At 62.0% G+C, this 11,612-nt stretch carries 10 protein-coding genes; 5 read left to right on the top strand and 5 right to left on the bottom strand.

Annotation, left to right across the window (positions count from 1 at the left end; all coding sequences use genetic code 11):
* Positions 1–121 precede the first annotated feature (121 nt).
* A complete protein-coding gene (gene istB, locus BZF57_RS19905) occupies positions 122–862 on the bottom strand; it encodes an IS21-like element helper ATPase IstB (RefSeq protein ID WP_086738086.1) in 741 nt (246 codons plus the stop codon).
* Between the two features lie 11 nt (positions 863–873).
* Positions 874–2,400, bottom strand: coding sequence for an IS21 family transposase (gene istA, locus BZF57_RS19910; RefSeq protein WP_162290999.1), 1,527 nt, complete (start codon positions 2,398–2,400; stop codon positions 874–876).
* A 19-nt stretch (positions 2,401–2,419) separates the two neighbouring features.
* Between istA and BZF57_RS19915 the strand changes: the two genes are divergently transcribed.
* Positions 2,420–3,046, top strand: a complete 627-nt coding sequence (locus BZF57_RS19915; RefSeq protein ID WP_240506062.1) for a hotdog fold thioesterase — start codon at positions 2,420–2,422, stop codon at positions 3,044–3,046.
* On the opposite strand, the gene BZF57_RS19920 is transcribed toward BZF57_RS19915, so the two are convergent.
* The 3 genes from BZF57_RS19920 to BZF57_RS19930 are packed head-to-tail and all read right to left on the bottom strand — an operon-like array spanning position 2,976 to position 7,142.
* Positions 2,976–4,436 (bottom strand): efflux transporter outer membrane subunit, encoded by a 1,461-nt coding sequence (locus BZF57_RS19920; RefSeq protein WP_086741069.1) that lies wholly within the window; start codon positions 4,434–4,436, stop codon positions 2,976–2,978. The two genes, BZF57_RS19915 and BZF57_RS19920, sit on opposite strands and share 71 nt — an antisense overlap.
* Before the next feature lie 10 nt (positions 4,437–4,446).
* Positions 4,447–6,018, bottom strand: a complete 1,572-nt coding sequence (locus BZF57_RS19925; protein WP_086741071.1) for an MDR family MFS transporter — start codon at positions 6,016–6,018, stop codon at positions 4,447–4,449.
* Positions 6,015–7,142, bottom strand: a complete 1,128-nt coding sequence (locus BZF57_RS19930; RefSeq protein WP_086741073.1) for an HlyD family secretion protein — start codon at positions 7,140–7,142, stop codon at positions 6,015–6,017. The genes BZF57_RS19925 and BZF57_RS19930 overlap by 4 nt, the downstream gene beginning before the upstream one ends.
* Before the next feature lie 206 nt (positions 7,143–7,348).
* On the opposite strand from BZF57_RS19930, the gene BZF57_RS21825 reads away from it, so the two are divergent.
* From BZF57_RS21825 to BZF57_RS19950, 4 genes are all read left to right on the top strand, one after another.
* Positions 7,349–7,759, top strand: a complete 411-nt coding sequence (locus tag BZF57_RS21825; protein ID WP_353772039.1) for a MarR family winged helix-turn-helix transcriptional regulator — start codon at positions 7,349–7,351, stop codon at positions 7,757–7,759.
* Between the two features lie 4 nt (positions 7,760–7,763).
* Entirely contained in the window at positions 7,764–9,350 is a 1,587-nt protein-coding gene (locus BZF57_RS19940) for an ABC1 kinase family protein (RefSeq protein WP_086741079.1), read from the top strand.
* A gap of 385 nt (positions 9,351–9,735) precedes the next feature.
* Positions 9,736–9,939 (top strand): hypothetical protein, encoded by a 204-nt coding sequence (locus BZF57_RS19945; RefSeq protein WP_086741082.1) that lies wholly within the window; start codon positions 9,736–9,738, stop codon positions 9,937–9,939.
* Positions 9,940–10,074: 135 nt separating this feature from the next.
* Positions 10,075–11,445, top strand: a complete 1,371-nt coding sequence (locus tag BZF57_RS19950; protein WP_066117545.1) for an IS1380 family transposase — start codon at positions 10,075–10,077, stop codon at positions 11,443–11,445.
* The last annotated feature ends 167 nt before the right edge of the window (positions 11,446–11,612 follow it).

Consider the following 11,612-nt stretch of genomic DNA (forward strand, 5'->3'; position numbering starts at 1 on the left):
TGCGGATTCCGACGATCGCGCGCATGTATTCCGATCTGATGCCGCGCAGCGTTCCGCTTTGATCGCGCGCAGGTGAAGCACCTGATCGTTGGTATGTTGTGGCACTATGCTTTGCCGCGGGTCAAGCGGCTTGAGCGGCGATGCTTCGCCGCATGGATTCCCCGGATAGCTCGAGCCTGTGGGCGTTGTGGACAAGCCGATCGAGGATGGCATCGGCGTAGGTCGGATCGCCGATGAGATCGAACCAGCGCGCGATGGGTAGCTGGCTTGTTACGAGCGTTGAACGGCGCCCATAGCGATCCTCGAGGATCTCCAGCAGATGATGGCGGGCATTGCCATCGAGCGGCTCAAGCCCCCAGTCATCGAGGATGAGCAGGTCCACGCGGGCCAGGCTCTTCATGCGCGCAGCAATGCGGCCATCGCCCTTGGCAAGCGACAGCTCGTCGATCAACCGCGGCAGGCGGGTGTAGAGAACCGAGCGATTGTCACGGCAGGCCTGATGCCCGACGGCGCAGGCCAGCCAGCTCTTGCCGACCCCTGCTGGTCCGATAATCGCACAGTTCTCATGGGCAGCGATCCAGCTGCCCTTCAGCAGCATTTCGAACAACCGCCGATCGAGCCCGCGGGCGCTGCGATAATCAACGTCCTCAGGCACGGCTTGGTGCCGCAGCTTTGCCTGACGCAGGCGCAGGGCGAGGCGCTTGTCATTGCGCCATGTCGCTTCATGATCGAGCAGCAGCGCCAGCCATTCCGCGTGGTTCAGGCTGGCGGCATCGCCATTGCCATCCAGATCCGCAAAGGCTTGGGCCATGCCGATAAGGCCAAGCTGGTTCAACTGATCAAGTGTGGGGTGTTTGAGCATCCTTGCTCCTTTCAGTGGTAGTATTGAGAGCCCCGGATATTGTCGTGCAGGATCGGCTCGCGCTCCGGGGCTTTGGACACGGGCACCTTGTCGAGCCCCTTTTCGAGGATCGATTTTACAGACGGATAATTGCGCGCGCCGATCTCCAGCGCGCGAAGCGCAGCCGCTTCAAGGCGCTCAGCGCCGAACCGCTTGGACAAGCCGATGATCCCCAGGCACGAACGGTAGCCTTGCTCGGGATGCGGCCGGTCCTCGATGATGCGCGCCATCAACAGCGACAGCATCGGGCCGATCCGGCCCGCCTCCTCCTGGATCTTTGCCGGTGTCCAGTCGAGATAGCGCCGGTGGCTCGATGGCATGTGCTCGGGCACGGTCGTGTGCCGACCATTGCCACTGCCGCGCATGTGCACCGCGATCCGCTCGCCGCCGAGGAAGATCTCGACGCTGCGGGCCGTGTAACGCACCTCAACCTCGCGCCGCGCGTAGCGGTGCGGCACCGAGTAATGATGCTGCTCGAGCGCGATATGGTAATCGAGCCCAACCCGGCAGCGCTTCCATTGCGCATGAACCCATGGCTCCGGTGGCAGCGGCTTCAGGTTCGGCGCATCGACCTCCTCGAACAGCTGGCGGCGCGTGCGGCCGAACTGGCGAAGCACACGGCGCTCATTCAGATCAGCAAGGCACTCGGCAATGGCAGCGTTGAGCTCGGCCAGGCTGTAGAAGATGCGATTGCGCAGACGGCCCAGCACCCAGCGCTCGACGATCCTGACACAGGCCTCAACCTTCGCCTTGTCCTTGGGCCTCCTCGGCCGTGCCGGCAGCACTGCCGTCCCGTAATGCCGAGCCATGTCCGTGTAGCTGCGGTTGAGCATCGGATCGAAGTGGCAAGCCTTGATCACCGCGACCTTGGCATTGTCGGGCACCAGCAGCTGCGGCGCTCCGCCGAAGAATGCGAAGGCAGCATTGTGAGCCTCGGCCCAGTCAGCAAACTGCTCGGTCCAGGTCGCACACGCAAACGACAGGCTCGAGCCGCCCAGCACCGCGACGAACAGATGCGCATCGCGGATCTCGCCGGTTCTGCGGTCTACCACCACCGGCACCGTGTCGCCCGCATAATCAACGAACAGCTTCTCACCGCCGGCATGGCTCTGGCGCATCACCAGCGGCAGCCGGCCTTCCCAGCGCCGGAACAGGTCGCACCACCGGCTGTAGCGATAGCCGTCGGGGTTCGCCGCGTGGTATTCCTCCCACAGGATCTGCAGCGTCACGTGCTTGCGCTTCAACTCGCGCGCCACCACCGCCCAGTCGGGCTCAGGCAACTTGCGGCGCCCGGGCTTCACCCCTGGCACGCCGTAGAGCCGGGACTCCAGGTCGCTGTCCGTCATTTCAGGCTGCACTGGCCAAGTCAGACCCGACCGATCGAACCGCCGAAGCGTATCCCGGACCGTCGTCGGTCCGACCCCGACCCGCTCGCCAACCACCCGCGTCGAAAGCCCGCAGTCCAGACTCAGACGCAAAATCTCGCGCACATGGCGCATCGTAACTCTCCTCGTCGGCATGCATTCCTCCAACCGTTATCCGGTCGAAAGAATGCCCCAACGATCAGGTGAGCCTCACCTCAAACTGCGCGCGATCATATCGGAATGCTGCGCGCGCAATTCTCGGAACACCGCGCGCCATCACCTCGGAATCCCGCGCGCGATCAAATCGGAACACCGCGCGAGATCACCTCGGAATCCGCAATGGCTTGGGCTGGAGATTGCGACATGCTCCGACCAGTCAATCGCGATCACCATGCCATGGCGCGAAGAGATCGTGTCGAACCCTATGATTGGGTCGGCGCATGGAGGGATCCTGGCTTCACTGGTCGACCTCACCGGGCTTTATACTCTGCTTGCCGGGGGCGTCGCGGCGAGAGCGACGGCCGATCTGCATGTCGATTACCACCGTCCTGCAACCTCAGGACCTCTCACTGCTCACGGACAGATCGTGAAGATCGGGCGACAGATTTCGGTGGCCGAAACCCGGGTTCTCGAGCCCGACGACAAGTTGGTCGCCAGCGGCAGGGGCGCCTACTTCTCGTCAACCGGATCACTTGATCAGCGCGGCGGGACTATTGATCTCGAACAGGCTCTTGCCACCCAAGGCCCAGCGACTTCTGCAGCGCGATCCACGCCAGCGTAAGGGCACCTTTTGCCCGGACGAGGTCTGCTGAGGCCTGCTGCTGTTCTCGCAGGGCCCGGTTGAGGTCAGCCTTCGAGATCGCTCCTGCGGCAAAACGTTGGCGGTTCAGGTCTGCCGCGACGTCAGCCTGCTTCTTGATTTGCATACTGGCAGCGAGCGCAACACGCTGCTGGCCGAAGCGAGCCAAGGCACGTTCGGCGTCTTGCAGTGCCAGAAGCACCGTCTGCTGGTAATTGGCGACTGCTTCGTTGCGCGCTGCCCCGGCTTGGTCGATCGCAGCGTCTACCCTGCCGAAATCCAGGAAATTCCACTGGAGGCGCGGGATCGCGAGTGCGGAGAATTCGCCGACATCGACAACGTCGTCCAACGAGGATCCGCCGAGGCCCAAGATCCCTGTGAAGGACAATTTCGGGAACCGCGCCGCCTCGGCCACCCCGATCCGCGCCGTCGACGCGGCAAGAGACCGTTCGGCCGCCCTTATGTCAGGCCGACGCGCCACCAGGCTTGCCGGATCGCCGATCGCGACCTGCTCTGGCGGCATGGGAATGGAGCGCGCAGTCGTGAGCGCTGCATCAACTGATCCCGGCACCTGTCCGGTCAGTATAGCGAGTGCATCAGACAGGACTGCGATATCCGCTTCAGCTTCGGCAAGTTGTGACTTGAGCATCTCCAGTTCGGCATTCGCGGTGCCTACCGGGAAAAGCGGCAATGCACCGCGCTGATAGCGTTGGTATGTCAGCGCCAGGATCTCTTCCTGCAACGAAATCTGCGCCTCAAATTGCTCTGCGCGGAATTGGGCCTCCCGCAAATTGACGTAGGTGCTGGCCACTTGGGCAGTCAACTGGACCTTTGCGTCCTCTGCATTGGCCACCGTTGCAGCAGCTTGGGCATTGCTGGCCTCAATGCGCCTGCGCGAGCCACCGGCGAACTCCAGCTCCCAGTTGGCGTTAAGGCCCACATTGTAAAAGCTCAGCGAGTCATCGGTTTCTGCGTCGGAATTGGTTTGCTCTGACGGGGGGGGCGCCCCGCCTTGAAGGTCGAGACCAGGAAGCCGGCCCTGCACGGTGGTGGCCTGTGCCCCAAGCGATGGCATTCGACCCGCACGGTCTTGCCTGATGGATGCCCGTGCCTGGGCAATGCGCGCCTGCGCTGCGGCGAGCGAGGGGTTGCCGGACAGCGCAGCCTCCGCCAGCCGCGTCAACTCGGGATCGCCGAGCAGCAGCCACCATTGAGCGACAACCGGATCAGATGCGCTCACATCACTGCCAGCGCGCACAAAGCGAGTGCCCGTGTCTGCTGACACAACTTCCGGGGGGCCTGCATAATCGGGCCCTGCCGTGCATCCAGCTAGCAAGGCGATAGTGACAAGCGGAGGTAGCAAGTGGCGCATCGTGTAGGGCTCAGTGCATCGAAAGGGAGACATTTTTTGGAAGCGGCCTCAGGAAGAGGACCAGCGGAACCGTCGCGAGGGTCAGAATCCCCATAACCAGGAACACGTCATTGTAGGTCATTATGAACGCCTCGCGTTGGAGGGTGCGGCTCAGGACGGCCATCGCCCCCTCCATGCCGCCGAAGTTTCGCGCCAGCCCTTCGAGATAGTCCTGTAGCGAAACGCTGTTCGCATTCAGGGTCTCTTCCATCCGCCGGCTATGATGCCAGATCCGCTGGTCCTGGAACGAAGCGAGGGCCGAGAGGGCGAATGATCCGCCAAGATTGCGGGCCGCGTTGAAAATGCCCGAGGCATCGCCCGCGTCTTCCTTGGCCACCGAAGCCACCGTTGCCTGATTCAGGAACATCATCGCAAGGATCATTCCGGCCCCGCGGATAAGCTGACCTTCAGTGAAGACAGCGCCGCCGGATTCGGCGGTCAGACTCGTGCTGACAAAGCAGCTGATCGCCATCAGCAGCATTCCGGTGCCGACGGCAATGCGGATGTCCACCTTGCGGATCATCAGAGGCAGAACCGGCATCAGGAGAAAGGCCGGGACACCCATCCAGAAGATGACCAGTCCCGTCTGAAAAGCATTATAGTCAGAAATGATCGCGAGGAACTGCGGAATGACATAGGTCGAACCATACATCACCATGCCCAGGGCGAGCGCCATGATCGCGACGCTGGCGAACTGTCGATTGAACAGGAGCTGCAACTTCAAGACCGGCTTGCGTGCTTTCACTTGTCCGTAAATCAAACAGGCAAAGCCGATAATGGTCACCACCGTTAGCCAGCGAATGAGTGAGGACTCGAACCATTCCTCACGGTGCCCTTCCTCGAGTACAACAGTCAGACCGCCCAGTCCGAGGATCAGCCCGAGAATGCCAGCCCAATCGGCGTCCGTGAGATATTCCCACTTGGGCTTCTCGTGAGGCAGCCCGATAAACAGCAGGAGCAGCAGGATTGCGCAGACTGGCACATTGACGAAAAAGGCATAGTGCCAGCTCAGGTTCTCGGTCAGCCAGCCGCCGATCAATGGCCCCATCACGGGGCCAAGAACCACAGTCATGCCGAACAGCGCCATTCCGATTGGCTGTTGGTGCGGCGGCAATCGTTTAGCCACAATAGTCATTGCGGTCGGAATGAGGACTCCGCCCATGAAGCCCTGGCCCGTGCGGCCGATGATCATGGTCGTAAGGTCGGTGGCTACACCGCATAGCACAGAAAATGCGGTGAACGCGCTGACCGCGATGATGAGGAGGGTTCGCAGACCGAACAGCCGTTCGAGCCAAGCGCTCAGTGGAATGACGACAATCTCAGCAACGAGAAATGACGTAGCAATCCAGGTGCCTTCGGCGCCTGTGGCACCGATCTCGCCCTGAATGACGGGGAGTGCGGAATTGACGATTGATATGTCCAGCGTCGCGAGCATGGCGCCGAGCGCGCCCGCGGCCACAGCGACCCAGGCAGTAACGTCTGCGTTCTTTCGGCTCCCGGCCGGCCCGATCGAAGTGTCCTGCGCTGCCAGTATCTCGGTCATTGAGTCCGACTCGAGATCTCTTCCAATTCGCCGGCAGCATTCCGGGTGTCGACCGTAGCCACTACCGACATGCCGGGAACGAGCAGACGCCGCACTTCAGGGGGAGCATCGATAGCGATGCGGACGGGTATCCGTTGAACGATCTTGGTAAAGTTGCCGGTGGCATTTTCGGGGGGGAGGATGGAAAATTCCGCGCCCGTTCCCGGCGATATGCTGACCACTCGTCCCGCGATCTCAAGGTCGGGCAGGGCGTCAACTTCGAGCCTGACGCTCTGGCCGGCCCGGATCAGGCCGACCTGCGTTTCCTTGAAGTTTGCCGTCACGTAGATCGCCCTCACCGGAACCACCGTCATCAAACGTTGACCCGGTTGCACGAACTGGCCCACCCTCACCGAGAGATCGCCGACGCGGCCGGCCTTGCTGGCGCGCAGCAAGGTCGATTCAACCGTAAGGTCGGCTGTTTCCAGCTGAGCGCGAGCAGCGTCCGCCTGCGCCTGGGTCTGGCTGATCTGCTCGAACAGGGTCCCCCGGCGAGCGGTCGCGGCAGCGACCGCCGCCTGCGCAGCGGCGAGTTCGGCCCGCGCCTGCCGCGCCTGCGCCTCATACTGATCGAGCTTTTCCCGCGGTTCGGCTCCTGTCGCGGCAAGGGGCCGATATCGCGCCACCTGGTCGTTCGCGAGGTCGAGTGCTGCGCGCGCGGCGGCGAGTTGGCCCCGCGCCTGGCGAATGGCTGCATCCTGTTCAGCTACCTGAGAACGGATTGTGTCGGCACCGGCCAGGGTCGCAGCGATCTGTGCGCGCGCCTGTTGCGCTTGCGCCTGATAATCCCGCAGATCCAGTTGTACGAGGGCTCCGCCGAGAGCAACCTGCTCGTTCTCCCCCACGAAGACCTCTTCGACGTATCCCGCTACCTTGGAAGAGATAACGACGCTGTCGGCAGCGACATAGGCGTTATCGGTCGACTGCATGTATTGTCCGTAGCTTACGTGCCGGTAGTACCACCAGATCCCGCCAAGCAGCACGGCAAGACCAACGAGGATTAGCACGATGCGCAAGCCACGCCGCGATTGCGGTTTCGTTGGGGTTGTGCCCTCCTGCTCCGGTTGGTTGGAGTTATCGGTCATCTGACTCTTTCGGCAGCCTCAGTAAAAGGTGAACGCGTCTCGCGCCCTATGAGCCGTGAGCCAGATAGTAAAGGCATTTAGCAGTTTGCATTTGGGCATCCGAGGCTATCCGACTACACAGCGCTATGGATGAAAAACCAGATACCATGTCACGGTCTCAGCGTCGGCAGAAGGTCATCACCGATGATGACCGCATTCTCTATCTTATGGACGAGATCAGTCGCGGCGCGCGCAGAGTGTACGATGCGAGGGTCGCCAGGATCGGTCTCAATCAGACACAGTGGAGGATCATCGGACAACTTCTTCGCGATCCTGCCCTTACGCAGGCTGAAATCGCCAAGAAACTGGAACTGGAATCGGCGACCATCGGCCAGGCGGTTGCAGGTCTTTGCGCACGCGGGCTGATGAAAAGGCTTCGAGCTGAGACGGATCGGCGAGCGTGGCAGCTCATCCTCACGGAGCAGCTTGACGATCTGCTGCCCGAACTGAGAGGCTCCGCGGATAGGCTTCATGGTCTGCTTTGGCGCGACATTGCCGCCGACGAGAAGCGAACGTTGCAGCAGATTCTTGCAAGGGTATCGGAAAATCTGGACCAACTCCGGGCCGAGGCTGAGTAAAATCATGGCATCGCCCCCGGAAAAGCCTATCAGCAGCATCGCTCGCGCCGCGGAGATCGGCCAAATCCTAATGAGGCACGGCGCGAAGAATCTCGCCGGAGCCCTCGGATTTATTCCCTCTTCGAGCAATGTCATCGATCCTCGCGAATTTCGTCCGGCTGCAGTTGTGGCGTTCCTCCGTGACATCGGGCCAGTCGGCATAAAGCTGGGGCAACTCCTCGCCACCCGAAGCGATCTGTTTACCGAACACTGGATCACGGCATTCTCAACCCTGCACGATCAGGTGTCGTCAGTGCCCTTCGCAGATATCGAGCCCGTACTTGCTTCAAGCTGGGGTGAGGACTGGCGGAGCGACTTTGCGCAGTTCGACGAAAAGCCTTTGGCCTCTGCCTCCATAGCGCAAACCTATTCCGCCAGACTGCGGGACGGAAGCGAGGTCATCGTGAAGGTTCGGCGGCCAGGCACTGCCGCTCGGATGGAGGCTGATGTGCGCCTCCTTATACGCCTTGCCGGGATCGTGGAAGCACGGTCGCCGGACATCGCGCGTTACCGGCCAGTCGAGTTTCTGCGGACCTTCGGCCGCAATCTAGCCTGGGAGATGGACCTCGCTGCGGAATCCCGAGCCTGCGAGCGGATCGGCGCATATCTCGATACCATCGGCGTCAGGACCCCGGCCATTCATTGGGAACTGACCGGGCTGCGGGTGAACGTTCAGGAACGCCTGTACGGCAGGCCCGCGTCTTCGCTGGGCAGCCCATCCGGCGACCCGCCGGTGGCGGCTTTCGCTAAAAGCTATGCCAACGCTGTCCTGCGCATGATCATCCTGAACGGCGAATTCCACGGCGACCCTCATCCGGGCAATGTTTTCCTGATCGGCGAGCAGGATGTCGGCTTCATCGACTTCGGATCAGTCGGGACGCTCACCAAGACGAGGCGCGACGAGATCGTTCGGCTCGTGCTTGCGATCGCTGGCGAGGAAACGAGCGAAGTCGCGGATGTCCTGCTCGCATGGGCGGGGGCGCCGAAGGTGGATCGCGATGCGCTCGCGGTGGATCTCGATCATTTGATCGGAGAGTTCAGGGGGACCGTGCTTTCTGGAATCGAGTTCTCGCAGATTTTTTCCCGCGTTTTCGATCTTTTGCGGGATTATCAACTGGTCCTGCCACCCGATCTGGCCATCCTTCTGCGTACCTTGCTTACGGCAGAGGGTGTCGTCCGATCACTGGCACCCGACTATAACATTGCCGAGGACACCCGGCCGATCATGACGGAGCTTTTCGCCGAGCGGTTCTCGCTCGCTAGCGCTCGGTCGGGTTTGAAGAAACTTCGCGGTCAGCTGCTGGGGTTGTCGGCGTCCTTGCCCGACATACTTGCCACTGCGAACTCGATCGCAAAGTCAGGATATGTGCCGGTTCAGCTCGATCCGCTCAGTATCGAGCAACTCGCAGGACTTCGCAATGAGCGTCAGTCCTTGAAAGGCCCTCTAGCTGCCGCATTGATCGTGGCTAGCGCATTGCTTGTCGATCAATCCTGGCTTCTGGCTGGCGGCGCGCTTGTGATTGCTGGGGTGGTGCTCATCCGAAAATCATAATGAAGGAGCAACTTAATTCGTGCACGGTCACGTTACGGCAAAGCCGAACTTAATGAGGATTTCATACGCCGCACTTCAGCGACCAAGACGCATCGCGAAAAAAATTTTTCGACCTATTGCGATTGAAGGCTTATTTTCCTCAATCAGACGAAACTATGGAACGGCAGCTTTCAGGCTTGTCCTCGCCTGACTTTATGGCCGCTATTAGGGCGCAAAGCGGTCGTCGCCGGCTATCGCAACACCTCGACCTTCAGCCCTTTCACCTTCACAGCCCGCCACGACTTATCGGCGGTGAGGGCAGGGCGCTCCAGCTCCCGTGCCTGCGCGAGGCACGCCCGATCGCCGAGCGACAGCCCGAGGCTGGCGGTCGACGCCCGCAGCCGGCATGACGCTCGGCTACCAGCTATTTATTGCTCTGTTGCTTCTCCTGCCCGGCATCGTCGGGTGGGTATGCGTTCGAGCCGGTTCAACCGATGACCTCCTGAGCCCCATGCCCGACCGGCAAGGCTCAACCACCACATTGGCTGCGATCGTGCTCTTCGCATGCCTCGGGCATCTGTTGGGTATCCATCCGGTGAAGGCCGCATGATGCTGGCCGGCGCGTAGCCGGGTTTAGCCCATCTTATTCACCGGCGATGTCGTGAAGGGTTGGCGGGAGTGGTGTAAGCATTTGCATTGTTGTAGGAATGTGGTTGTTCAAGCCAGACCTGCAACGGGGCAAAAAATGCCACAGACCACACCCGCCGGATGCGATGATAGCGCGGCTGCATTTTCGTTTCCAGCGGTTGGCGGCAAGAAGGTCACAGCTGCGTTTGACGGCGGCAGGCTGACCTCGGATGGCGGTGTGCTGCTGCTGGCTCAGGCCGAGCGCATGATGGGCATCTGCCAGCAGCTTGCGGCATGTATTGCTGATCCCCGCGATCCGTCGCGGGTGGTCCATCGGCTTGAGGATATTTTCCTTGCCCGTGTGCTGGCGATCGCGTGCGGCTATGAGGATGCCGATGATCTCGACGCCCTGCGCGATGATCCTGGTTTCCGCCTGGCGCTGGGCAAGCTGCCGGGGGCAGGTGCGGGACTTGCCAGCCAACCGACCATGAGCCGATGGGAGAACGCGCCGACCACGCGCGAGCTGGCCAAGATGCTGGCGGCCATGGTCGACATCTACTGTGCCAGCTATCCCGCTGCTCCGGCAGCCGTGACGCTGGACATCGATGATACCTGCGATGTCGTGCACGGCTATCAGCAACTCTCGTTCTGGAACGGACATCATGGCGAGCGCTGCTTCCTGCCGATCCATGTTTATGACACTGCGACCGGCCGTCCGGTGGCGATGCTGCTGCGCACGGGCAAGACGCCTTCGGGCAAGGAGGCTGCGGGCCACATCCGGCGTCTGGTGCGTCATCTTCGCCGCCACTGGCCCGATACCCACATCACCATCCGCGGCGACGGGCATTATGGGCGGCCCGAGGTCATGGCCTTCTGCGAGGCTGCCGGCATCGATTACGTGCTCGGCCTGCCGACCAATGCCGCGCTGCGCGCCGATCCCGTCATCGTCACGGCTGCCGATGCCTGTGCGGTCCGCCGCGCCGAGGAAGGCCGCGTGGTCCTGCGCAGCTATGCCGAGACCCGCTACGGCGCGAAGAGCTGGAACTGCCAGCGCCGCGTCGTCGCCCGGATCGAGGCCAGCACGCTGGGCATGGACATCCGCTACGTCGTCACATCGCTGACCGAGGGCTCGGCCGAGCACATCTACGACACGCTCTACTGCGCGCGCGGACAGGCAGAGAACCTGATCAAGCTGCACAAGACACAGCTGGCCAGCGATCGCACCTCGTGCCGGTCGGCCAATGCCAATCAGATGCGCCTGATCCTGCACACCGCCGCCTACTGGCTCCTGTGGCGCGTCCAGCAGGCGATGCCGAAGACCGCCGCTCTGGCGAGGGCTGAGTTTACCACCCTGCGCCTGCGGCTGCTCAAGGTTGCCGCCCGCGTCATGGAAAGCGCTACCCGCATCCGCGTCGCGTTCGCCTCGGCCTGTCCCGACGCCGATCTGCTGCGCGCCATCGTTCTCGCGCTCAAGCCTGCGCCCACATAGCCGGTGCGGCAGTGCCGCCGAAACCCCCGAGCCAGTCCTTCAACCCGAAAAGCCCATCGATCACAGCGCGGTGAAAAACTCCGCCAAAGGCGCTCGCCCGCGTCACGCCGCCAGCGGCACCGCCGGCGCCGGGTAGCCTGCAAACGCACCCTCATGAATAAGAGAGG

This window comes from Erythrobacter colymbi, assembly GCF_002155685.1.
GTDB classification, from domain to species: Bacteria; Pseudomonadota; Alphaproteobacteria; order Sphingomonadales; family Sphingomonadaceae; genus Erythrobacter; species Erythrobacter colymbi.

Bases quoted from the DNA above. Each gene is read 5' to 3' on its own strand.
- istB (WP_086738086.1), bottom strand. From the start codon at position 862: ATGCTCAAACACCCCACACTTGATCAGTTGAACCAGCTTGGCCTTATC.
- istA (WP_162290999.1), bottom strand. From the start codon at position 2,400: ATGCGCCATGTGCGCGAGATTTTGCGTCTGAGTCTGGACTGCGGGCTT.
- BZF57_RS19915 (WP_240506062.1), top strand. From the start codon at position 2,420: ATGCATTCCTCCAACCGTTATCCGGTCGAAAGAATGCCCCAACGATCA.
- BZF57_RS19920 (WP_086741069.1), bottom strand. From the start codon at position 4,436: ATGCGCCACTTGCTACCTCCGCTTGTCACTATCGCCTTGCTAGCTGGA.
- BZF57_RS19925 (WP_086741071.1), bottom strand. From the start codon at position 6,018: ATGACCGAGATACTGGCAGCGCAGGACACTTCGATCGGGCCGGCCGGG.
- BZF57_RS19930 (WP_086741073.1), bottom strand. From the start codon at position 7,142: ATGACCGATAACTCCAACCAACCGGAGCAGGAGGGCACAACCCCAACG.
- BZF57_RS21825 (WP_353772039.1), top strand. From the start codon at position 7,349: ATGGACGAGATCAGTCGCGGCGCGCGCAGAGTGTACGATGCGAGGGTC.
- BZF57_RS19940 (WP_086741079.1), top strand. From the start codon at position 7,764: ATGGCATCGCCCCCGGAAAAGCCTATCAGCAGCATCGCTCGCGCCGCG.
- BZF57_RS19945 (WP_086741082.1), top strand. From the start codon at position 9,736: ATGACGCTCGGCTACCAGCTATTTATTGCTCTGTTGCTTCTCCTGCCC.
- BZF57_RS19950 (WP_066117545.1), top strand. From the start codon at position 10,075: ATGCCACAGACCACACCCGCCGGATGCGATGATAGCGCGGCTGCATTT.